Annotated in this window: 21 protein-coding genes; 11 read left to right on the top strand and 10 right to left on the bottom strand. The window is 72.4% G+C overall.

The genetic code is table 11. The annotated features are described in order from the left end of the window. The first annotated feature begins 115 nt into the window (after positions 1-115). The 5 genes from urtA to urtE all read left to right on the top strand — a co-directional run bounded on the left by urtA (position 116) and on the right by urtE (position 4,879). Complete coding sequence (gene urtA / locus DI272_RS04380) at positions 116-1,393, top strand: urea ABC transporter substrate-binding protein (RefSeq protein WP_375138027.1); 1,278 nt, start codon at positions 116-118, stop codon at positions 1,391-1,393. Between the two features lie 63 nt (positions 1,394-1,456). Continuing rightward, complete coding sequence (gene urtB / locus DI272_RS04385; protein ID WP_109493811.1) at positions 1,457-2,353, top strand: urea ABC transporter permease subunit UrtB; 897 nt, start codon at positions 1,457-1,459, stop codon at positions 2,351-2,353. Continuing rightward, positions 2,350-3,438, top strand: a complete 1,089-nt coding sequence (gene urtC / locus DI272_RS04390; protein ID WP_109493812.1) for an urea ABC transporter permease subunit UrtC — start codon at positions 2,350-2,352, stop codon at positions 3,436-3,438. Before urtB ends, urtC begins: the two co-directional genes overlap by 4 nt. After that, positions 3,435-4,187 carry an urea ABC transporter ATP-binding protein UrtD gene (gene urtD / locus DI272_RS04395; RefSeq protein WP_109493813.1) on the top strand — a complete coding sequence of 251 codons (753 nt, stop codon included), beginning with the start codon at positions 3,435-3,437 and terminating at the stop codon, positions 4,185-4,187. Before urtC ends, urtD begins: the two co-directional genes overlap by 4 nt. Beyond that, positions 4,187-4,879, top strand: coding sequence for an urea ABC transporter ATP-binding subunit UrtE (urtE, locus tag DI272_RS04400; protein WP_109493814.1), 693 nt, complete (start codon positions 4,187-4,189; stop codon positions 4,877-4,879). Before urtD ends, urtE begins: the two co-directional genes overlap by 1 nt. Here urtE and DI272_RS04405 read toward each other — a convergent pair. Further along, positions 4,869-6,035 (bottom strand): RNA polymerase sigma factor, encoded by a 1,167-nt coding sequence (locus tag DI272_RS04405; RefSeq protein WP_109493815.1) that lies wholly within the window; start codon positions 6,033-6,035, stop codon positions 4,869-4,871. The genes urtE and DI272_RS04405 overlap by 11 nt on opposite strands. Next, positions 6,032-6,388, bottom strand: coding sequence for a YciI family protein (locus DI272_RS04410; protein ID WP_109493816.1), 357 nt, complete (start codon positions 6,386-6,388; stop codon positions 6,032-6,034). Before DI272_RS04410 ends, DI272_RS04405 begins: the two co-directional genes overlap by 4 nt. A 98-nt stretch (positions 6,389-6,486) precedes the next feature. Here DI272_RS04410 and DI272_RS04415 point away from each other — a divergent pair, with 98 nt between their 5' ends. After that, positions 6,487-7,527 carry an acyl-CoA dehydrogenase family protein gene (locus DI272_RS04415; protein WP_109493817.1) on the top strand — a complete coding sequence of 347 codons (1,041 nt, stop codon included), beginning with the start codon at positions 6,487-6,489 and terminating at the stop codon, positions 7,525-7,527. 86 nt (positions 7,528-7,613) lie between these two features. On the opposite strand, the gene DI272_RS04420 is transcribed toward DI272_RS04415, so the two are convergent. From DI272_RS04420 to DI272_RS04435, 5 genes are all read right to left on the bottom strand, one after another. Then, positions 7,614-8,759, bottom strand: a complete 1,146-nt coding sequence (locus tag DI272_RS04420; RefSeq protein ID WP_109500681.1) for an LLM class flavin-dependent oxidoreductase — start codon at positions 8,757-8,759, stop codon at positions 7,614-7,616. A 193-nt stretch (positions 8,760-8,952) separates the two neighbouring features. Continuing rightward, a complete protein-coding gene (locus DI272_RS46165) occupies positions 8,953-9,036 on the bottom strand; it encodes a putative leader peptide (protein WP_366877399.1) in 84 nt (27 codons plus the stop codon). A 161-nt stretch (positions 9,037-9,197) separates the two neighbouring features. Further along, the gene (locus tag DI272_RS04425; RefSeq protein ID WP_109493818.1) at positions 9,198-9,383 is read right to left on the bottom strand and encodes a hypothetical protein; all 186 of its coding nucleotides are present in this window, start codon (positions 9,381-9,383) and stop codon (positions 9,198-9,200) included. A gap of 88 nt (positions 9,384-9,471) precedes the next feature. Then, the gene (locus DI272_RS04430; protein WP_109493819.1) at positions 9,472-11,565 is read right to left on the bottom strand and encodes an MMPL family transporter; all 2,094 of its coding nucleotides are present in this window, start codon (positions 11,563-11,565) and stop codon (positions 9,472-9,474) included. A 141-nt stretch (positions 11,566-11,706) separates the two neighbouring features. Beyond that, a complete protein-coding gene (locus DI272_RS04435) occupies positions 11,707-12,141 on the bottom strand; it encodes a MarR family winged helix-turn-helix transcriptional regulator (RefSeq protein ID WP_375138106.1) in 435 nt (144 codons plus the stop codon). Between the two features lie 177 nt (positions 12,142-12,318). On the opposite strand from DI272_RS04435, the gene DI272_RS04440 reads away from it, so the two are divergent. The 3 genes from DI272_RS04440 to DI272_RS04450 are packed head-to-tail and all read left to right on the top strand — an operon-like array spanning position 12,319 to position 16,786. After that, positions 12,319-13,848, top strand: coding sequence for an SDR family oxidoreductase (locus DI272_RS04440; protein WP_109500682.1), 1,530 nt, complete (start codon positions 12,319-12,321; stop codon positions 13,846-13,848). A 46-nt stretch (positions 13,849-13,894) separates the two neighbouring features. Beyond that, entirely contained in the window at positions 13,895-15,268 is a 1,374-nt protein-coding gene (locus tag DI272_RS04445; RefSeq protein WP_109493821.1) for a deoxyribodipyrimidine photo-lyase, read from the top strand. Positions 15,269-15,280: 12 nt separating this feature from the next. Next, positions 15,281-16,786, top strand: a complete 1,506-nt coding sequence (locus tag DI272_RS04450; protein ID WP_109493822.1) for a cryptochrome/photolyase family protein — start codon at positions 15,281-15,283, stop codon at positions 16,784-16,786. Between the two features lie 58 nt (positions 16,787-16,844). Here DI272_RS04450 and DI272_RS04455 read toward each other — a convergent pair whose 3' ends face one another. Continuing rightward, on the bottom strand, positions 16,845-18,092 hold the full coding sequence (locus DI272_RS04455) for an NAD(P)/FAD-dependent oxidoreductase (RefSeq protein ID WP_109493823.1): 1,248 nt from the start codon (positions 18,090-18,092) through the stop codon (positions 16,845-16,847). A 137-nt stretch (positions 18,093-18,229) separates the two neighbouring features. Beyond that, the gene (locus DI272_RS04460; protein WP_109493824.1) at positions 18,230-19,258 is read right to left on the bottom strand and encodes a MerR family transcriptional regulator; all 1,029 of its coding nucleotides are present in this window, start codon (positions 19,256-19,258) and stop codon (positions 18,230-18,232) included. 117 nt (positions 19,259-19,375) lie between these two features. On the opposite strand from DI272_RS04460, the gene DI272_RS04465 reads away from it, so the two are divergent. Together DI272_RS04465 and DI272_RS04470 are read left to right on the top strand one after the other, a co-directional pair. After that, positions 19,376-19,981: a sigma-70 family RNA polymerase sigma factor gene (locus DI272_RS04465; RefSeq protein WP_109493825.1), complete on the top strand. Its 606-nt coding sequence runs from the start codon at positions 19,376-19,378 to the stop codon at positions 19,979-19,981. 358 nt (positions 19,982-20,339) lie between these two features. Next, a complete protein-coding gene (locus tag DI272_RS04470) occupies positions 20,340-20,780 on the top strand; it encodes an SPW repeat protein (RefSeq protein ID WP_109493826.1) in 441 nt (146 codons plus the stop codon). 99 nt (positions 20,781-20,879) lie between these two features. On the opposite strand, the gene DI272_RS45100 is transcribed toward DI272_RS04470, so the two are convergent. Then, the gene (locus DI272_RS45100; protein ID WP_258314463.1) at positions 20,880-21,098 is read right to left on the bottom strand and encodes a hypothetical protein; all 219 of its coding nucleotides are present in this window, start codon (positions 21,096-21,098) and stop codon (positions 20,880-20,882) included. Between the last annotated feature and the right edge of the window lie 28 nt (positions 21,099-21,126).

Raw genomic sequence — 21,126 nt, forward strand, 5'->3', positions numbered from 1 at the left:
GTCGCCAGGGGCGTTTTTTGTTGCCTCCGGGAAAGTAGAGCGAAACACCCCGGAAACAGGGGGACTTGAGTCTGTGGACCGCACTTCAGCAGGCCGTTCACCCTAGGGGGTTGGTTTGTCCAGCGGTTCCATCGGTTCCCGCAGTACCCGTGTTCCGCGCCGTGGCCTCCTCGCCGCCGGCGCCGCCCTCACCGCGCTGGTGACGCTGTCCGCGTGCGGCGCCAAGACCGACGCGGCCGGCTCGTCGTCCGACAAGGCGGCGAAGATCGACGTCAGCGGTGACACCGTCAAGGTCGGCCTGCTCAACTCGCTCTCCGGCACGATGGCGATCAGCGAGGTGACCGTCCGCGACTCGCTGAAGCTCGCGATCGACGAGATCAACGCCTCCGGCGGCGTCCTCGGCAAGAAGATCCAGCCGATCAGCGAGGACGGCGCCTCCGACTGGCCGACCTTCGCCGAGAAGGCGCAGAAGCTCATCAAGGAGGACGGGGTCGCCGCCACCTTCGGCTGCTGGACCTCCGCCAGCCGCAAGGCCGTCAAGCCGGTCTTCGAGAAGAACAAGTCGCTGCTGTTCTACCCGGTGCAGTACGAGGGCCTGGAGGAGTCCCCCTACATCTTCTACACGGGCGCCACCACCAACCAGCAGATCGTCCCGGCGCTCGACTACCTCAAGAGCAAGGGCCTGAAGAAGATCTATCTGGTCGGCAGCGACTACGTCTTCCCGCGCACCGCCAACAAGGAGATCAAGGCGTACGCGCAGGCCAACGGCATGACGATCGCCGGTGAGGACTACGCGCCGCTGGGCTCCACCGAGTTCTCCACGATCGCCAACAAGGTGAAGGCGTCGAAGGCGGACGCCGTCTTCAACACCCTCAACGGCGACTCCAACGTGGCCTTCTTCAAGGAGTACAAGTCGGCGGGCCTGACCGCGAAGGCCATGCCGGTCGTCTCGGTGTCGATCGCCGAGGAGGAGGTCAAGTCGATCGGAACGCAGTACCTGGCGGGCCAGTTGACCGCCTGGAACTACTACCAGACCACCCCGGGCGACGCGAACGCGAAGTTCGTGAAGGCGTACAAGGCCGAGTACGGCCAGGACAAGCCGACCAGTGACCCGATGGAGGCCGCGTACACGTCGGTCTACCTGTGGAAGGCGATGGTCGAGAAGGCGAAGTCCTTCGACCCGGAGAAGGTGAAGGCCGCCTCCGACGGCATCACCTTCGACGCCCCCGAGGGCAAGGTCACCGTCGACGGCGCCTCGCAGCACGTCCACAAGACCGCCCGCATCGGCGAGATCGGCACCGACGGCCAGATCAAGGAGGTCTGGAACTCCGGCAAGCCCATCAAGCCGGACCCGTACCTCAAGGGCTACTCCTGGGCCTCCGGCCTGTCCTGACCGACCGTCACCCGCCGTGGGGTCCTCAGGGGCCCCACGGCGGCCGTCTCCCGGAGCCGCCTCATGACCGTGATCCTCGGTCAGACCTTCACCGGCGTCAGCATCGGTGCCGTCCTGCTGCTCATCGCGCTCGGACTCTCGCTCACCTTCGGCCAGATGAACGTCATCAACATGGCCCACGGCGAATTCATCATGGCGGGCGCCTACACGACGTACGTCCTGCAGAAGTCCATTTCGAGCGCGGGAATTTCGCTGCTCGTCGCTCTTCCCGTCGCATTTCTCGTCTCGGGCGCGCTCGGCGCGCTGCTGGAATGGCTGCTGATACGACGCCTGTATCTGCGGCCCCTCGACACACTGCTCGTCACCTGGGGCGTCTCGCTGATGCTCCAGCAACTCGCCCGGGACATCTTCGGCGCACCGAACGTGCAGACCCGCGCGCCGAACCGGCTGACCGGCAACATCACCGTCATCGGCGGGGACGACCCGCTCACCTTCGCCAACAGCCGCCTGTTCATCCTGGGGTTGGCGGTCGCGGCCGTCGTCGCGCTGTCGCTGACGCTGCGGCTCACGCCGCTGGGCCGGCGCATCCGGGCCGTGGTGCAGAACCGGGACCTCGCGGAGGTGTCCGGCATCTCGACGTCGACCGTGGACCGCACGGCGTTCTTCCTCGGCTCCGGGCTCGCGGGCGTGGCCGGGGTCGCGCTGACGCTGGTCGGACCGATCGGGCCGACGATGGGCACCAACGTCATCATCGACGCCTTCCTGGTGATCGTGGTCGGCGGCATCGGACAGCTCAAGGGCACGGTCATCACGGCGTTCGTGCTGGGCGTGCTCCAGTCGGTCCTGGAGTACTCCACGACCGTCAGCGTCGCCAAGGTACTGGTGCTCGTCGCGATCGTCGCGTTCCTCCAGTGGCGGCCCCAGGGGCTGTACACGCTGCGCACGAGGAGTCTCGTATGAACCTGTCGCTCAAGGGTCGTTCGGCGCGTTCCGCGGCCGGTTTCGCGGGCTCGGCCGTCCTGCTCTTCGCCGTCGCCCCGCTCGCGCTGTCCGACTTCCGGCTCGGGCTGCTCGCCAAGTACCTGTGCACCGCCATGGTCGCCGTCGGCATCTGTCTGGCCTGGGGCCGCGGCGGGCTGCTGACGCTCGGACAGGGGGTGTTCTTCGGGCTGGGCGGCTACGCCATGGCGATGCATCTGAAGATCGCCGACGCGGGGCCCGGCAACCTGCCCGACTTCATGCAGCTGTACGGCACGGCCACCGAACTCCCCTGGTGGTGGCGGCCGTTCGCGAACCCGCTGTTCGCCCTGGCCGCGACCGTGCTGCTGCCGATGGCGGTGGCCGCGCTGCTGGGCCTGTTCGTCTTCCGGCGCCGGGTCAAGGGCGCCTACTTCGCGATCCTCAGCCAGGCACTCGCCGCCGCGCTGGCCATCTGGCTGGTCGGCCAGCAGGCCACGACCGGCGGCACCAACGGACTCACCGACATCCAGGGCTTCTTCGGCTACCGGCTCGACGACCCGGTCAACCAGCGGATGGTGTACTTCGTCATCGCCGCCGCCCTGCTGCTGCTCATCGCGATCGCCCGGCAGCTGATCAACAGCCGGTACGGCGAACTCCTCGTCGCCGTGCGGGACTCGGAGGAGCGGGTGCGTTTCCTCGGCTACGACCCGGCGAACGTCAAGCTCGTCGCCTACGTGGTCGCGGCCGGGATGGCGGGCCTCGCGGGCGCCCTGTTCGTGCCGGCCGTCGGGATCATCTCGCCCGCGCTGATCGGCATCGTGCCGTCCATCGAGTTCGTGATCGGCGCCGCGGTGGGCGGCCGGGCCAGCCTGGTCGGCGCGGTGCTCGGCGCGATCGCGGTCGCCTGGGCCAAGACCGCGCTGTCGGAGGAGTTCCCGGCGGCGTGGACGTACTTCCAGGGGCTGCTGTTCATCGTGGCGCTGGCCTTCCTGCCGGGCGGGCTCGCCTCGCTGGCGGTGTTCGTGCGGCGGCGCAGGGCCGTCGGGCGCAGGTCGGCCGTGATACCCGTAGGAGAGGCAGCATGAGCGGACTGGAGATTCGCGGACTGCGCGTGTCCTTCGACGGGTTCACGGCCGTCGACGGCGTGGACCTCGACGTCGCCCCGGGCGATCTGCGCTTCCTGATCGGACCGAACGGCGCGGGCAAGACGACCCTCGTCGACGCGGTCACCGGACTGGTCAAGGCGGAGGGCTCGGCGAAGTTCGGCGGTGCGGAGCTGCTCGGCCGCCCCGTGCACCGGATCGCGCGGTCCGGCATCGGGCGGACCTTCCAGACCGCCACCGTCTTCGAGGAGTTGACGGTCCTTCAGAACCTGGACATCGCGGCGGGCGCGAGCCGCGGTGTGTGGACCATGCTGCGGCGCCGCAAGGACGTCCCGGCGTCCGTCACCAGGGCCCTGGAGACGGTCGGGCTCGCCGACCTCGCCGACTCCCCCGCCGGCACCCTCGCGCACGGGCAGAAGCAGTGGCTGGAGATCGGCATGCTGCTCGTGCAGCACGTGCGGCTGCTGCTCCTCGACGAGCCGGTGGCGGGCATGAGCCACGACGAACGGCAGGCGACCGGCGAGCTGTTGCGGCGCATCAGCGAGGAGCGCACGGTCGTCGTCATCGAGCACGACATGGACTTCATGCGGTCCTTCGCGCGCAGCGTCAGCGTGCTGCACGCCGGCCGGGTGCTCAGCGAGGGGACGGTGGCGCAGGTGCAGGCGGACCCGAAGGTGCAGGAGGTGTACCTCGGGCACGTGGAGGACACCCCCGTTGTTCAGGAGGCGTGATGCTGGAGATCGACGACGTCCGCGTGGGCTACCACCGCAGTACGGTGCTGCACGGGGTGTCCGTGACCGTCCCGGAGGACGGCGTGGCCGCCGTGCTCGGGCACAACGGCGCGGGCAAGAGCACGCTTCTGCGCGCCGCCGCTGGCCTGCTCACCCCGGCCGCCGGGACGATCCGCCTGGACGGCGAGGACATCACCCGCCGCAAGCCGCACGAGCGGGTCGCACGCGGCATGGCGTACGTCCCCCAGGGCCAGCAGTCGTTCCCGCACCTCACCACCGCCGAGAACCTCCAGCTCGTCGCCGACGGCCGCAGGCGCGGCAGGGCGGCGGTGGCGGAGGCGCTGGACCTCTTCCCCGCGCTCAGGGCGCTGTCGAACCGGCGTGCCGGGCTGCTCTCCGGCGGTCAGCGGCAGCAACTCGCCCTGGCGCGCGCTTTGGTGACGGAGCCTCGGTTCCTCCTCCTCGACGAGCCGACCGAGGGCATCCAGCCGTCGGTGGTCGCCGAGATCGAGGAGACGATCCTCGCGCTGGCCGCCCGCGGCGGGCTGTCGGTGCTGCTGGTCGAGCAGCACGTCGGCTTCGCGATGCGGGCCGCCGAACGCTACTACGTCCTTGAGGCGGGCCGGGTGACCTCCTCCGGTGAGGGCGGCAAGGAGTCGGAGCTCGCGGTGCGGGAGGCGCTCAGCGTGTGAAGCGTGCCAGGTAGGCACGCTCGGCCGGACTGCGGCTCAACGCGATGGCGGCCTCGTACTCCGCACGGGCCTCCGCGTCCCGGCCCAGCCGGCGCAGCAGGTCGGCACGGACGGCGTGCAGGACGTGGTAGCGGTCGAGGTCGAGGGTGTCGACGAGGTCGAGGGCCGGTCCCGGGCCCTCGACCTCGGCCACGGCGACCGCCCGGTTCAACGCCACGACCGGGCCGGGGGCCAGCGCCATCAGCTGGTCGTACAGCTGGAGGATCTGACCCCAGTCGGTGGGCGGTACGTCGCTGTGGACGGCCTGGATGGCGGCCTGGATCTGGTACGGCCCCGGCTGGTTGCGGCGCAGACACCGTCGTACGAGATCGTGCCCCTCGGCCACGAGCGCGCGGTCCCAGCGGTCGCGGTCCTGCTCGGGCAGGGGGACGAGGACCTCGTCGGCGTCCTCCCGGGCCGCCCTGCGGGACTCCACGAGGAGCATCAGCGCGAGCAGGCCCGTGGCCTCGGGCTCGTCGGGCATCAGCTCGGTCAGCAGCCGGCCGAGGCGGATCGCCTCCGCGCACAGGTCGGCCGAGCCCTCGTTGAAGATCAGGTAGAGGACGGCGAGGACCCCTTTCAGCCGGTCCGGGAGGTCCGCGTCCCTCGGTACCCGGTACGGGATGCGGGCGTCGCGGATCTTCGCCTTGGCGCGCACCAGGCGCTGGGCCGTGGTCGGCTCGGGCACCAGGAAGGCGCGGGCGATCTGGGGTGTGGTCAGTCCGCCGAGGAGGCGCAGGGTCAGGGCGACCTGCGCCTGCGGGGCGAGCGCGGGGTGACAGCAGGTGAAGATCAGGCGGAGCCGGTCGTCGCGCACGGGGCCCTCCTCGGCCGGTGCGTCGGGGGTGTGCAGCAGGGCGGCCTCGGCGTGGCGGGCCGCCCTGGAGGACTCGCGGCGCAGCCGGTCGATCGCCCGGTTGCGGGCGGTGGTGATGATCCACCCGGCGGGGCTCGGCGGGACGCCGGTCTCGGGCCAGCGCCGTACCGCCGTGGTGAAGGCGTCCTGCACCGCTTCCTCGGCGAGGTCGATGTCGCCGAGGAAGCGGACGAGGACGGCGACGGCGCGGCCGTACTCCGCGCGGAAGACGGCCTCGACGTCGACGGGCCGCGCCCTCACTCCTCGGCCTGGTGCATGAAGGGGCGCACCTCGATGGGCAGGGTGGTGGCCCGCAGCGCCTTCCTTCCCCACTCCAGGGCGGCGTCCAGGTCGGGCGCCTTGATCAGGCAGATGCCGCCGAGGTACTCCTTGCCCTCGGCGTACGGGCCGTCGGTGATCAGGACGTCACCGTTGCCGGGGCGCAGCACGGTGGCCGTCTCGGGGCCGTGCAGCCCGCCCGCGAAGACCCAGGCGCCCGCGTCGCGCAGCTCGTCGTGGAAGGTGTCGAGGTTGCGGACGATCTCCGCCATGGCCTCGGGCCCGGGCGGCGTCCCGTCGGTGGGTGTGATCACGCTGAGCAGGTAGTACTGCATGACGTCCTCCTTGGTGTCGGGTCGTTCTCTCACCTCCTACACGAACGGCACACCCCCGGATCGACACCGCGCACGACGGGATCGGGAGAATCCTTCCCATGACCACCTCGCCACTGATCGCCCGCGCCCGAGAACTCGCCGACAGTCTCCTCGCCCCGAACGCGGCGCGGGTCGACCAGGGAGAGGTGCCCGCGAGCCACCTCGACGCGATCCGGCGGTCGGGGCTGCTCGGGGTGAGCGCGCCTGAGGCGTACGGCGGGGCGGGCGCCCCCGACGCGGTGGCGCGGGAGATCCAGGAGATCCTGGCCGGGGCATGCTGCTCGACCTGGTTCGTGCAGACCCAGCACCACACCCCGGTACGGCTGCTGGCGAAGTCCGAACTCCCGGTGCGGGAGCGGCTGTTGCGTCCGCTCGCGACCGGTGGGCTGCTGGCCGGGATCGCCTACGCCCATGTCCGCGCCTTCCCGCGCATCGCCGTACGGGCCACGGCGGAGCGCGACGGCTGGCGGTTCGACGGGACGGTGCCCTGGTACACGGGCTGGGGTCTGAACGACGTGATGCTGCTCGCGGGGGTCACCGACGCGGACGAGATCGTGTTCGCGTTCGCCGACGCCCGCAAGCAGCCGGGGCTGCGGGCCTCGGCGCCGATGCGGCTGGCCGCGCTGACGGCCGCCCGTACCGTCTCCCTGGACCTGGACGGCCTGTGGCTGCCGGAATCGGCCGTGGTGCTGCGCACCCCGCAGGAGAAGTTCGCCCTCCTCGACATCCCCCGCAGCACCAACGCCTCGCCGGCCGTCTTCGGGGTGACGTACGCGGCGCTGCGGGTGCTGGCGGAGAGCGGGGAGCCGGGGACGGCCGACGCGCTGCGCGCTCGCGTCGACGAGGTACGCGGGAGGGCGTACGAACTGGCCGACCACCCCGTCCCGCACGAGCACGCCGAGGAGCGGCTCGCCCTCAGGACACGGGCCTACGACCTGATGCGGGCGGCCACGACGGCGGCGGTCGTGGCCGGCGGCGGCCGCACCATGGATCTGCGCGGCCCGGCCCAACGACTGGCCCGGGAAGGGATGTTCCTGCTGATCCAGGGGCAGACCTCGGTGGTCCGCCGAGCCCATCTCGACGCGCTCGCGCAGAGCTAGGCCAGGAAGTCGGGCAGCGCCGCCGCCAGTTGCGCCGGGGCGTCCGCCTGTCTGCTGCGCGCGGCGCGCCCGCCCGGCCGCCGGGCTCAGCTCGCGAACGGGACCTGTGCCGAAGACGTGGCCTCCGTCCCGGACGGGTGCCGCCACAATCCCTGCGCGGCCAGGCGCGGGAGCACTCCCTCGCCGAACCAGTACGCCTCCTCCAGGTGCGGGTAGCCGGAGAGGACGAACTCGTCGATACCGAGGGCGTGGTACTCCTTGATCCGCTCCGCGACCTCGTCGTGGCTGCCGACCAGGGCGGTGCCGGCGCCGCCACGCACCAGGCCGATGCCGGCCCAGAGGTTGGGATGGATCTCCAGGCCGTCCCGGTGGCCGCCGCCGTGCAGGGCCAGCATGCGCCGCTGCCCCTCGGACTCGCTGCGGGCGAGCCCCGCCTGGACGGACCGCACGGTCTCCGGGTCGAAGCCGTCGAGGAGCCGGCGCGCCTCGGCCCACGCCTGCGCGGAGGTGTCGCGGGTGATGACGTGCAGCCGGATGCCGAAGCGGAGGGTGCGGCCGTGCCGCGCCGCCAGTCCGCGTACCCACGCGATCTTCTCGGCCACCTGGGCGGGCGGTTCACCCCAGGTGAGGTACACGTCCACGTGTTTCGCGGCGACCTGCCCGGCGATGGGCGAGGAGCCGCCGAAGTACACCTCGGGCACCGGGTCGGGCACCCGGGCCAGCTTCGCGTCCTCGACCCGAAGGTGCTCGCCCTTCAGCTCGACCGTCTTTCCGTCCCACAACTCCCGGACGACTTGGAGGAATTCGTCGGTACGACGGTAGCGGTCGTCCTTGTCGAGGAAGTCGCCGTAGGCCCGCTGCTCGCGGCTCTCGCCACCGGTGACCACGTTGAGCAACAGCCGTCCGCCGGACTGCCGTTGGAAGGTGGCCGCCATCTGCGCGGCCAGCGTGGGCGAGACGAAGCCGGGGCGGAAGGCGACGAAGAACTTCAGGCGCTCGGTGTGCCGGCTGACCATCGCGGTCGTCAGCCACGCGTCCTCGCACCAGGCGCCGGTCGGCGTGAGCGCGCCGACGAAGCCGAGGTCCTCGGCGGCACGGGCGATCTGGCTCAGGTAGGCCACCGTCGGCGGCCGGTCCTGTCCGGAGACGGTGGCCGGCGTGCCGTGGCCGCCGCCGACGACGTGCCGGCTGTCGCCGTTGGTGGGCAGGAACCAGTGGAAGGTGAGGGACACGCGAGGGTCTCCGATCGGGACGGGCGCGGCGGGCAGGCCGAACTCCTGCTGCGGAAGCGGACCGGTGCCGAACGCTGCGGACTGCATGCGGGCACACCGAACGCACTTGGGGCGCGGGCGGGGTCAACAGGCGTGCGGGCGCGGTGAATTCAGGCGAGGAGAAGAAGAAGCGCGGGGGATCGCGGAACGCTGATCAGGCCGCGGGGCGACAGGAGGCGCTGGAGACGCGCGCGAGGTCGACATGGCGTCGCCGCGTGAGGTCCAGTCGCATCTTCATGCCGGCGATCGTGACAGTCGCCGGTCGGGGCCGTCAAGACAGACCCGACGGGTCTCGAATCGCGGACCGTTGAGCTTCCCGGAACACTCACCCGGCTGGGACCGGCACCCCGGTCATGGGTGCCGGTCCGGCCCGGTTCGGCTTGGTTCGGTTCGGTTCGGTCAGTCGTCGTCGCGCTGGAGCACCACGAGAAACGCGTCGGAGTTCAGGTCCATGACGACTGTCGCGGGTTCACCCTGGGCTCGGCGCTGCGCCGCGTACTCCTCCGCCGGCCACGATCCGCGCGGAGCGCCCGCCGGGAATCGCTCCAACACCTGCGCGCCCATAGCGGCGATCACCTCCGGCATCGATCTGCGGTTCGGTACGGCGGCGGGACGACGTCCCGCCGCCGTACTGTCCGGTTGCCCGCGAACCGCGCGGACAGTCCGCCGGATGTCAGTCGGTGTCGACTTCCCCTCGTCCGCCGTCCGTCGGGAACGCCCTCGCCCCCGGCCACCAGGCGACGGCGCCCAGATCGCGGGCCAGCGCGGGCACGAGCAGCGACCGCACCACCAGGGTGTCGAGAAGCACACCGAAGGCGACGATGAAGGCGATCTGCACGAGGAAGGCCAGCGGGATCACCCCGAGGGCGGCGAACGTCGCGGCGAGCACCACGCCCGCCGAGGTGATGACACCGCCGGTGCCGACCAGTCCGCGCAGCACGCCCTGGCGTACGCCGTGCCGCAGGGCCTCCTCCCGCACCCGGGACATGAGGAAGATGTTGTAGTCGACGCCCAGGGCCACGAGGAAGACGAATCCGTACAGCGGTACGGACGGGTCCGTACCGCCGAAGCCCAGGAGGTGTTCGAAGACCAGGGCCGAAACACCCAGTGTGGCGAGGAAGTTGAGCGCGACGGTCGCCACCAGCAGCGCCGGCAGCAGCAGGGACCGGAGCAGCACGGTCAGGATGACGAAGATGATCGCGAGGACCACGGGGACGATCAGGGTCCGGTCCCGTTCGGCGGTGCGCAGGGTGTCGTACTGCTGGGCCGTGTAACCGCCGACGAGCGCGTCGGCGCCGGGCACCGCGTGCAGGGCCGAACGCAGTCGCGCCACGGTGTCCTTGGCGGCGTCGCTGTCGGCTGCGGAGGCGAGGGTGACGTCGACGCGGACCCGCCCGTCGACGACCAGCGGAGTGCCCCCCGGCTGCCCGGTCTCGGTGACGCCGGCCGCGGCGGCGACGCCCTTGGTGGCGAGGGCGGTGTCGACGACGCGGTCCAGGCGGTCGGCGTCGGCGATGACGACGGTGGGGTTGCCGGAGCCGCCCGGGAAGTGGCGTACGAGGGTCTGCTGGGCGGTCACGGAGGGGGCGTCGTCGACGAAGGTCTCGTCGAGCGCGACGCCCCGGGAGGCGAGGGTGGGCGCGAAGGCGGCGCAGACCAGCAGCGCGAGGAGGGAGCCCGCCCAGACCTTGCGGGGTGCCCGGTCCACCAGGGAGGCGACGCGCCGCCAGACGCCGTGGCCGGCGTCGGGGCGCGGGGCGGCGGGCCAGTAGGCGGCGCGGCCCAGCAGGACGAGCACGGCCGGCAGGAAGGTGAGTGTGCTGAGCACGGCGCAGCCGACGCCGATCGCGCCGACCGGTCCGAGCGCCCGGTTGTTGGTCAGGTCGCTGATCAGAAGGGCGAGCAGGCCCAGGGCGACCGTCGCGGCGCTGGCCACGATGGCGCCCCACGACTGCCGCAGTGCGCGCCGGACGGCCGTGAACCGGTCCGGGTGGAGGGCGAGTTCCTCCCGGAAGCGGGCGGTCAGCAGCAGGGCGTAGTCGGTGGCGGCGCCGATGACCAGGATCGACAGGATGCCCTGCACCTGTCCGTCGACGCGGACCACCCCGTGGTCGGCGAGCACGTAGACGATCGCGCAGGCCAGGCCGAGCGCGAAGACGGCTCCGACGATGATGACGAAGGGCAGCAGCACACTGCGGTAGACCAGCAGCAGGATCACCAGGACGGTGACCAGCGCCACGGCCAGCAGCAGTCCGTCGATGCCGGCGAAGGCGTCGGACAGGTCCGCCTGGGTGGCGGCGGGGCCGGCCAGCTGGACGGTGCTGCCGGGTACCTGCTCGGCCGCCGCGCGGATCCGGTCCAGGGTGCCGGGCAGCTGCTCCCCGAGGTCGGGCCGGAGCTGGACGACGCCTTCGAGGGCCTGGCCGTCCTTCGACGGCAGCGCGGGCGACACGTCACCCACCACGCCCGCGGTGCCGGCGAGGGAGGCGAGCGCGCGCCCGGCTGCGGACCGCCGGTCGTCGACGCGGCCGTCCTGGTCGTCGGTCCAGAGCACGATCACCGGCAGCGTCTCGTCCTGGCGGAAGGCCCGCTGGGCGGCGACGACCTCGGTGGACTCGGCGCTGCGGGGCAGGAAGGCCGCCTGGTCGTTGGTCGCGACCTCGCCGAGCCGGCCGGCGAACGGGCCGAGGATCCCGCCGACGCCGAGCCAGACGGCGAGCAGCAGGAGCGGCACGAGGAAGCGGCCTCGGCGCGGGGTGAGGGACATGGTTCTCCAAGCTGGTGAGCAGATGCCTCGATGCGATGACTCGAGGGGGTACCTCAATGACAAACAATCTCAATCATTGAGTCTTCTGTTCACACCGGGTCCCCGGATGCGGCTGCTGGGGCGAGTTTCGGCGGTGCCCGCTCAGGCGCCGCCGGTCCTGAGCAGGGACAGTTCCTCGTTCATCGCCGTGAGGAAGCGGGCGACGACCGCCAGCTCGTCCGCACTGAAACGCCCCCTGGCCTCTTCGGCGGCACGGGCCAGTGGGCGGAAGTAGGTGCGGGCCGCGACCCGGGCGTCGGCGGCGTAGTACAGGTGCACCACCCGGCGGTCACTGCTCTCCCTGACCCGCCGGATGTGGCCCGCGCTCTCCAGCCGGTCCACACAGGCCGTGACGGCCCCCGAGGTCAGCCCCAGATGTTCGCGCAGCCGCCCCGGGGTCATCGGCTCCTCGGCGTCCAGGATCGCCGCCAGCGCCTGGACGTCCGTGGCGTGCAGACCTTGGTCGCCCGCGAAACCATGGACCAGCCGGTTGATCTCACCGTTCATCCGGCGCAACTGGACGGCCAGGGCCTGCAGATCCGTCCCCGCGCCGGGGCGGGGCCCTCGCGGCGCTGTCTCGTGCGGCTTCGGTTCGTCTGCGGTGACCACGTGAGAAGCCTATAGAAGCGAGCGCGCGGGGAAGCGACCGCATCCGGCACGGGCCCGTCCGTGGAAGTGATCACAAAGGGACGCGACACGAAGGGCCCGCGGCAGATGAACGACGAACACACCGCACCGGCACCACGCTGTCTGGTGACCGGCGCGACGGGGTACATCGGTGGCCGGCTCGTGCCCGAACTGCTGGCCGCCGGACACCGGGTGCGCTGTCTGGCCAGGTCTCCCGGCAAACTCCGCGACCAGCCGTGGGCGGGTGACGTGGAGGTGGCACGCGGTGATGTCCTGGACGCCGAGGCGGTCGCCGAGGCCCTGCGCGGCGTCGACGTCGCCTACTACCTGGTGCACGCGCTGGGCAGCGGTGACACCTTCGAGGAGACCGACCGGCGGGCCGCGCGGATCTTCGGCGAGCAGGCCCGGGCCGCGGGCGTGCGCCGCATCGTCTACCTGGGCGGGCTCACACCGGCGGACGTCCCCGAGCGGGAGCTGTCACCGCATCTGCGGTCCCGGGCCGAGGTGGGCCGCATCCTGCTGGCCTGCGGGGTCCCCACCACCGTCCTGCGGGCGGCGGTCGTCATCGGCTCCGGCTCGGTCTCCTTCGAGATGCTGCGCTACCTCACCGAGCGCCTGCCGGTGATGGTCACCCCGAGCTGGGTGCGCACCCGTATCCAGCCCGTGGCGGTGCGCGACGTGCTGCGTGCCCTGGTGGGCAGCGCCGGCATGCCGCCCGAGGTCAACCGCGCCTTCGACATCGGCGGGCCGGACGTCCTGACGTACCGGGAGATGATGATCCGGTACGCGGCCGTCGCCGAGCTGCGGCCCCGCGTCATCGTGTCCCTCCCCATGCTCACCCCCGGCCTGTCCAGTCACTGGGTGGGGCTGGTGACCCCCGTGCCGGCGTCCATCGCCCGTCCGCTGACGGAGTCCCTGCGGCACGAGGTCGTCTGCCGCGAGCACGACATCGCACAGTACGTCCCGGATCCGCCCGGTCACCCGATCGGCTTCGACGAGGCCGTCCGCCTGGCCCTGCGGCGGGTCCGTGACGCGCAGGTGGCGACCCGCTGGTCCTCGGCCTCCGTCCCGGGCGCCCCCAGCGATCCGCTGCCCACCGACCCGGACTGGGCGGGCGGCAGTCTCTACACCGATGTGCGGGAGATCGACGTCGACGCCCCGCGTGCCGCGCTGTGGCGGGTCATCGAGGGCATCGGCGGGGAGAACGGCTGGTACTCCTTCCCGCTGGCCTGGGCGCTGCGCGGCTGGCTGGACCGGATGGTCGGCGGGGTGGGGCTGCGCCGGGGGCGCCGGGACGCGGCCAGGCTGCGGGTCGGCGACTCGCTGGACTTCTGGCGGGTCGAGGAGGTGGAGCCGGGGCGGCTGCTGCGGCTGCGCGCCGAGATGCGCCTGCCGGGTCTGGCCTGGCTGGAGATGAGCGCACAGACCGACGAGGCGGGCCGCACCCACTACCACCAGCGCGCTCTGTTCCACCCCCGCGGCCTGCTCGGGCACGCCTACTGGTGGAGCATCTCCCCCTTCCACGCCGTCGTCTTCGGCGGCATGGCCCGCAACATCGCCCGCGCCGCGGCCCGGGCACCGGCCGAGCCGGCCGACCGCCCCGCCCCCACCCGCTGACCTCCCCACCCCCGGCCCGCCGCCCCTCTCCCCCGGAGCCCGCGTCATGCACGTCTCGATCGTCCTGTTCACCTCGGACCTCCGCCTCCACGACCACCCGCCGCTGCGGGCCGCGCACGAGGCCCGTCAGGTGGTGCCCCTCTTCGTGCGCGACCGGGGCGTGACCGACGCCGGGTTCGGCGCCCCGAACCGGCTGGCGTTCCTCGCCGACTGCCTGCGGGACCTCGACGCGGGCCTGCGCGAGCGGGGCGGCCGTCTGGTGGTGCGCAGCGGGGACGTCGTCGAGGAGGTCTGCAAGGTGGCCACCGAGACGGACGCCGACGAGGTGCACATGGCGGCCGACTTCAGCGCCTATGCGCACCGGCGCGAACGGCGGCTGCGGCGTGCCCTGGAGGCGGAGGGCCGCCGTCTGCACGTCCACGACACGGTGACCTCGGCCGTCGCACCCGGCGCGGTGGCCCCGGCCTCCTCCGACCACTTCGCCGTCTTCACCCCGTACTTCCGGCACTGGAGCGGCGTACGGCTGCGGGAGCCGATGGCCGCGCCGCGCGTGATCCGGGTCCCGGACGGGGTCGGCTCGGACGAACTGCCCTCGCGCGACGGGCTGTCCGGAGTCTCGGCGGGGCTGGCCGCGGGCGGCGAGGCGGCGGGCCGGTCCCGGATGGCGTCCTGGCTGCGCGATGACGCCGGCGCGTACGAGGACCGCCACGACGACCTGGCGGGCGACGCCACCTCCCGCTTCTCGCCGCATCTGCACTTCGGCACCCTCTCCCCGGTCGAGCTGGTCCACCGGGCGCGCAAGGCCGGCGGGCCGGGCGCCGAGGCGTTCGTACGACAGCTCGCCTGGCGGGACTTCCACCGCCAGGTGCTCGCGGCGCGCCCCGCCGCCGCCACCGCCGACTACCGCACGAAACACGACCGCTGGCGGTCCGGGCGGGCGGCCCACGATGACATCGAGGCATGGAAGGAGGGACGCACCGGCTATCCCGTGGTCGACGCGGCGATGCGCCAGCTGCGCCACGAGGGCTGGATGCACAACCGCGGCCGGCTCCTCACCGCGAGCTTCCTCACCAAGACCCTGTACGTCGACTGGCGCGAGGGCGCCCGGCACTTCCTGGAGCTCCTGGTCGACGGCGACATCGCCAACAACCAGCTGAACTGGCAGTGGATGGCGGGCACCGGCACCGACTCCCGACCCAACCGGGTGCTCAACCCGGTCACGCAGGCCAAGCGGTACGACCCGGACGGCGCCTATGTACGGCGCTGGGTGCCGGAACTGGCGGGCCTGGAGGCCCCCGCGGTGCACGAGCCGTGGAAACTGCGCGGCCTGGACCGGGCCGCGATCGACGACTACCCGGACCCGATCGTCGACCTCTCCGAGGGTCTCGCCCGCTTCAAGCGGGCCCGCGGACTCGACTGAAGGGAGCCGGAGATGGCCACCCCCCACTGGCTGTTCGGTGACCAGCTCGGCCCGGCCTTCCTGGCGCCGGGCGACGACGGGCCCGACCGGGACGCCCCGGTCGTCATGATCGAGGCCCGCTCGGTGTTCCGCCGCCGCCGCTTCCACCGCGCCAAGGCCCATCTGGTGCTCTCCGCCATGCGGCATCGCGCCGCCGAACTCGGCGACCGGGTGCGCTATGTGCAGGCCGAGACCTACCGCGAGGGCCTGCGCAAGGCGGTCGGCGACGGACCCCTGACGGTGCGGCACCCGACCACCAGGGCGGCCCTGGCGCTGGTGCGGTCGCTGCCGGAGGTGACGGTGCTGCCCCCGCGCGGTTTCCTCGTCCCGCACGAGGCCTTCCGCGCGTGGGCCGACGGACGCGGCGGGCAACGTCTGCTCCAGGAGGACTTCTACCGCCGGGTACGCCGCGAGTACGGCCTGCTCATGGACGGCGACGCCCCGGCGGGCGGGCGCTGGAACCACGACCACGACAACCGCGAGCCCCCGCCGAGAGGCGCGGCCGGGCTCGACGCCCCGGCTCCCTACCGGCCGCGTGAGGACGACATCGACGCTCAGGTGCGGGAGGACCTGGACCGGTGGGAACAGCGGGAGGGCATCCGGTTCGTCGGCCGGGACGGACCGCGGCTCTTCCCCGCCACCCGCCGGGAGGCGCTGGCCGCCCTCCGCCGTTTCGTCGAGCACCGCCTCGCCGGGTTCGGGCCGCACGAGGACGCGGTGCTGGCGGCCGACCCCGTCATGAGCCACAGCCTGCTGTCCTCCTCCCTCAACCTGGGCCTGCTCGACCCGCTGGAGTGCGTCGAGCGGGCCGAGGAGGCGTGGCGGGCCGGACGGGTGCCGGTCAACAGCGCCGAGGGCTTCGTCCGGCAGATCGCCGGCTGGCGCGAGTACGTGTGGCAGTTGTACTGGTACTTCGGCGAGGAGTACCGGCACCGCAACGCGCTGCGCCACCATGCCCCGTTGCCCGAGTGGTTCCTCGAACTGGACGCCGACGCGGTGGGGGCGCGCTGTCTGGCCACGGTGCTGGCACAGGTCCGTGACACCGGCTGGACCCACCACATCCCGCGGCTGATGCTGCTCGGCAGCCACGCACTGCAACGCGGGTGGGACCCGGCCGCGGTGACCGACTGGTTCCACCGGTGCTTCGTCGACGGCTACGACTGGGTGATGCTGCCGAACGTGGTCGGCATGTCCCAGTACGCCGACGGCGGCCGGATGACGACCAAGCCCTACACCTCGGGCGGCGCTTACGTGCATCGCATGAGCGACCTGTGCGGTCCGTGCCGCTACCGGCCCACCGAGCGGGTCGGCGACCAGGCCTGCCCGTTCACCGCGGGCTACTGGGCGTTCCTGCACCGCCACCGCGCCCGTCTGGAGGGCAACCCGCGCATGACCCGGGCGGTGCGGGGACTCGACCGCTTGTCCGACCTGCCCGAACTGCTCCACCAGGAGAAGGCCCGGGGCGACACCCCTCCGTGACCCCCTGCTCCGCGGACTCACCGAGGGGCGGCGCCCTCCGCGCCCCCGCCCCGTGGACTCACCGGGCTTGGACGTGCCGCTCCCGCAGCACCTCCCGGGCCGCGCGGGCGCCGGAGGCCAGTGCGCCCTGGACCGAGCCCGTGCCCCGGTGGTCGCCGCACACATGGCGTCCCGGTCCGACCCGGGTGGTCCGGCTCAGGGGCTGCGGCGGTGTCATGGCCGGCAGCGCGTCCGGGATCGTGCGGACGGTGAGGAGGTCCCAGCTCCCGGTGTCCGTCCCGTACGCCTCGGCGAGCGCCGTCCGGACGGCCGCTTCCCGTCCGTCGGCGTCCCCGCCCAGCACGGAGGTCGCGACGAGGGCGTGTCCGGTCGGCGCGTGTCCCGGTACCACCTCACTCAGCACGCAGGTGTTGAGGAACCGGCGCTCTTCGTCGACCAGGAGCGTCGGCTCACCCAGCGGCGACCGCGACACGACGTGGTAGTACGTGGTCACCACCCGGCAGTCGGGCACCTCCAGGCCGGGCAGCAGGCGGGCCGCGGGACCGGGGCCGGTGGCCACCACGACCGTGCGGGCGGGCAGTTCGCGGCCGGAGTCCGTGACGGCGCCGTCGTCGGTGAGGGCGCTCACGGCGGTCTCCAGACGGACCGTCCCCGTGGGCAAGGCGGCGGCGAGCGCCTCGGGGACGGCGCCGATCCCGGCGCCCGGCAGGCACAGGGTGCCGCGCAGCATGCTGCGCCAGACGAGGTGGAAGAAGCGGCTGGACGTCTCCAGCTCGTCCTCCAGGAAGACCCCGGACAGAAACGGGCGGAAGAAGCGTTCGACGAACTGCTCGGAGAAGCCGGCGTCGGCGAGGGCGGTGCGGGTGGTCCGGTCCCGTGCCGCCTTCACCCGGCTCACCGGGGCGAGCAGGGCGCGGGCCGACAGCAGACCGAGGGCCGCGAGGTCCCGGGGTCCCGCGAGCCGTCCCGGCAGCAGAGCCGACCAGGCGTGCGGGCGCCGCGTGGGGTCCTGGAAGCGCAGTGTGCCCTGCCCGGCGGTGTGGATCAGGACGCCCGCCGTGAAGGGACGCAGCCGCAGTTCGCGCAGCCGCAGCCGCCGGCGCACCTGTGGATAGGAGGTGTTGAAGACCTGGAAACCCCGGTCCACGACGAAGCCGTCGACACGGTCGGAGCGCATCCGGCCGCCCACGGCGTCGGAGGCTTCCACGACCTGGACGTCCAGCCCGGCCGCCAGGAGGTCCCGCGCGCAGGCGAGTCCTGCCACGCCCGCGCCGATGACCAGGACGTCGGGGGTGTTCGGGGACATGGGCACGGAAGCCTCCTTCGTGGCTCCGACGGCATCGAGGCGGCCGGAACGCCAGGGACACACGGGTACGGAGGGATTCCGTCCGCACAGCGGGACCGGATGCACCGGTCACCCGCGTGCCGCGCCGCAAGCACCTGTCAGAACCCGGCCCCGGCAGCCTGCCCAGAGCCGACGCCGGCCAGCATCTCGACCGCGTCCTTCAGGGCGGTCGGCCGCAGCATCTCGCGCGCCCCGGGGCCGGACCAGCCGGGGCCGCCGAGCATGACCACCGGCTGCCGTCGGGCTCCCTTCACGCCCCATCGGGTGGCGGCCACGTAACGGGCGAGCGGCAGATTCGCGGTGGAGCGCGCCTGCGCCCACAGGAACACGGCCGTGGGGCCGAGCCGCTGAACGGCGGCGGCCAGCGCCTCCCCCGGCACCGCCGCGCCGAACATCCGCGTGGGCGTACCGAGTTCACCCAGTGCGGCGTTGAGCGCTTCGAGCGGCAGGGTGTGCTGTTCACCGGGGACGCAGGCCAGGACGACGGGACCGGCCACGGAGGGCTCCGCCTGCTGTGCGGCGGCGGGGGTGCAGCGGCGCAGCGCGGTGGAGACATGCCAGGACAGCAGGTGCTCGACCTCGACGTAACGGTCGCCCGAGGACGCCCACTTGCGCCCCACCGCGTGCAGCGTGGGCATCATCACCTCGTGCCAGGCGGTGACGACGCCGTACTGTTCCACGGCGGCGGTGAGCAGTTCCTCGACGGCGGGGGCGTCGAGCCGGACGGCGGCGCGGGCCAGGCCGCGGCACTCCTGGCGTACGTCCCCGAGCGGCAGGGTGCCGGCCGCCCGCGAGCGCGGCGGCTCCCGGTCGGCCGCCTCGGCGGCCTGCCGCGGCACGCCGGTGCCGGAGCGGGCGGCACGAGCGGCCTCGGCGGGCGGCACCCCGGACGAGGTCAGCCGGCACATCGTCTCCAGGATCTCGACGTCCTGCGGGCTCCAGCGCCGGTGCCGTCCCTCGTCGCGCACGGCGGGCCCGATCCCGTAGCGGCGGTCCCAGGAACGCAGGGTGGTGGGCGACACCCCCAGCCGCCGGGCGACGGCGCCTGTGGTGAGGGGCGCGTCGGCGGCTCGGGGGGCTTGCTCGGGCTGATCCCGGGGAGTCCGGTGCGCGGGCGACTCACTCATGACGCGACTATACGACGCAGAAACGACGCAAGTTGATGACCTTGGTCGGCGGCTTCCACGATGGGCGAACCGGGCCGAGCTCCCCGGAGGTGTTCCGAGAGGTGAGGAGCCGTCGCCATGAACGAGCAGCAGATCCCCGCCCCACCCGCCGCCGCGCCCCCTCATGCGCCCGCGGAGGCGAGCCTCGCCGAGGAGGAGCTCGCCCGACGGCTCGTGGCGGGCGACGAGGCGTGCCTGGCGGAGGCCTACCGCCGCTGGTCGACGCTGGTCCACACGCTGGCCCGGCGATCCCTGGGCGACGCCGAGGAGGCCGCGGACGTGACGCAGCAGGTCTTCCTCGGGGTGTGGCGCGGGCGCCGGGGATTCCGTCCCGACCGCGGGGCGATCGGCGGCTGGATCGTCGGCATCACCCGGCGCAAGATCGCCGACGCACTGTCCGCCCGCACCCGGCGCACGGACCTCGCGGCGGCCGTCGGCTCGTCGTCCGCGCTCGCCGTACGCGACGGGCACCCGGAAGCGGTCCTCGACCGGATTCTCGTCCAGCACGAGCTGGCCAAGCTGCCGGCCGCCCAGCAGCGCGTGCTGCGGCTGGCCTTCTACGCGGATCTGACGCAGACCCAGATCGCCGAGCACACCGGCTGGCCGCTGGGCACGGTGAAGAGCCATGCCCGGCGCGGGCTGCATCAGCTGCGCGGGGGGCTGGCGCCGGACGTCTGCGTGTGAGGCCCGGACCGCCGCACCCGCCGCTCGTATCCGTACAGCTATTCGACGCAAAAACGCTGCGGATTCGGTGCATCCGAAGGCCCCGCAGCGACGGAAGTGGGGGTGAGCAGTGAACTCGGGCGCCGCGGACATGCTTGTCGGCATGGGCCGCCCCCTTGTTCCGTGACGGCCTCCGGGGAGAGTCGGTGCTTCCCGGGGGTCGTCACCTCACTCCACCGCACCACGCCATGATCCCGTCATCGGCAGACCTCACGGACATCTACACATAAAGGAAAAATAAGAGCAGAATATTCGCAGGCGGCGCTTACCGCACACCGCACCACACGCGGTCAGGCCTGCGAATCAAAGGAGACGAGTCATGGCCAACGTCTCGCCCACCCGAGGTGACATATCCAGCCACCCTGACGTTTCCGAGATGCGGGCGCGGTACGCCCGTATGCTCGGCGGTCGCGACGTGGCGCTCGTGGACGGACCGGTGTTCCTGCTCGGTCTGTACTGCGCCGTGTCCCCCTGGATACTCCACTACACGACGAGTCAGCCCGCCCTCGTGACGCACAACCTCATCGTCGGCATCGCGATCGGCATGCTCGCCCTCGGTTTCACCCAGACTCCCGAGCGGATGTACGGCCTGAGCTGGGCGTTCTGCGCGGTCGGGGTCTGGATGATCATTGCCCCGTGGGTCGTCGGCGACAGCCCGGACACCGGTGTCGCCCTGAACAACATCATCATCGGCGGCCTCGCCGTGATCCTGGGGCTGCTGTGCACCAGCGCGGCGGCGAAGAGCGCCCCCAGGGCGTGACAGCCTCCCCCGGGCCCCGCAAGTCCCGCACGCGAGTTCCGAAAGGACGCCATTCCGGCCGGTCCGCACCCCTCGCGGACCGGCCGTCGCGCGTGCGGCTCAGCCGTTCGGCACCAGCCACGGCTCCTGCGGCAGCGGACTGACCGTCTCCAGCAGCGACTTGAGAGGGGACAGCACCGCCGACCAGTAGCTTCGCATGCGTAGGAACGAACCCGACCGAAGGGCGCCGGACAAGGTGTCGACGGCGAGAACAACGGCCTGCATGTCGCCCTCCGGCGCCGGCCAGAGCACGCAGAGCCCGGTCACGGGCTTCGTCATCACCCACTGACACCCGCGGTGCGCCTCC

It is taken from the genome of Streptomyces sp. Act143 (assembly GCF_003143935.1).
Taxonomy (GTDB): Bacteria; Actinomycetota; Actinomycetes; order Streptomycetales; family Streptomycetaceae; genus Streptomyces.

What these genes read in the sequence shown, in the direction of transcription:
- urtB (WP_109493811.1), top strand. Translation starts at nt 1,457, where the DNA reads ATGACCGTGATCCTCGGTCAGACCTTCACCGGCGTCAGCATCGGTGCC.
- urtC (WP_109493812.1), top strand. Translation starts at nt 2,350, where the DNA reads ATGAACCTGTCGCTCAAGGGTCGTTCGGCGCGTTCCGCGGCCGGTTTC.
- urtD (WP_109493813.1), top strand. Translation starts at nt 3,435, where the DNA reads ATGAGCGGACTGGAGATTCGCGGACTGCGCGTGTCCTTCGACGGGTTC.
- urtE (WP_109493814.1), top strand. Translation starts at nt 4,187, where the DNA reads ATGCTGGAGATCGACGACGTCCGCGTGGGCTACCACCGCAGTACGGTG.
- DI272_RS04410 (WP_109493816.1), bottom strand. Translation starts at nt 6,388, where the DNA reads ATGCAGTACTACCTGCTCAGCGTGATCACACCCACCGACGGGACGCCG.
- DI272_RS04415 (WP_109493817.1), top strand. Translation starts at nt 6,487, where the DNA reads ATGACCACCTCGCCACTGATCGCCCGCGCCCGAGAACTCGCCGACAGT.
- DI272_RS46165 (WP_366877399.1), bottom strand. Translation starts at nt 9,036, where the DNA reads ATGAAGATGCGACTGGACCTCACGCGGCGACGCCATGTCGACCTCGCG.
- DI272_RS04425 (WP_109493818.1), bottom strand. Translation starts at nt 9,383, where the DNA reads ATGCCGGAGGTGATCGCCGCTATGGGCGCGCAGGTGTTGGAGCGATTC.
- DI272_RS04430 (WP_109493819.1), bottom strand. Translation starts at nt 11,565, where the DNA reads ATGTCCCTCACCCCGCGCCGAGGCCGCTTCCTCGTGCCGCTCCTGCTG.
- DI272_RS04440 (WP_109500682.1), top strand. Translation starts at nt 12,319, where the DNA reads ATGAACGACGAACACACCGCACCGGCACCACGCTGTCTGGTGACCGGC.
- DI272_RS04445 (WP_109493821.1), top strand. Translation starts at nt 13,895, where the DNA reads ATGCACGTCTCGATCGTCCTGTTCACCTCGGACCTCCGCCTCCACGAC.
- DI272_RS04450 (WP_109493822.1), top strand. Translation starts at nt 15,281, where the DNA reads ATGGCCACCCCCCACTGGCTGTTCGGTGACCAGCTCGGCCCGGCCTTC.
- DI272_RS04455 (WP_109493823.1), bottom strand. Translation starts at nt 18,092, where the DNA reads ATGTCCCCGAACACCCCCGACGTCCTGGTCATCGGCGCGGGCGTGGCA.
- DI272_RS04460 (WP_109493824.1), bottom strand. Translation starts at nt 19,258, where the DNA reads ATGAGTGAGTCGCCCGCGCACCGGACTCCCCGGGATCAGCCCGAGCAA.
- DI272_RS04465 (WP_109493825.1), top strand. Translation starts at nt 19,376, where the DNA reads ATGAACGAGCAGCAGATCCCCGCCCCACCCGCCGCCGCGCCCCCTCAT.
- DI272_RS04470 (WP_109493826.1), top strand. Translation starts at nt 20,340, where the DNA reads ATGGCCAACGTCTCGCCCACCCGAGGTGACATATCCAGCCACCCTGAC.
- DI272_RS45100 (WP_258314463.1), bottom strand. Translation starts at nt 21,098, where the DNA reads ATGACGAAGCCCGTGACCGGGCTCTGCGTGCTCTGGCCGGCGCCGGAG.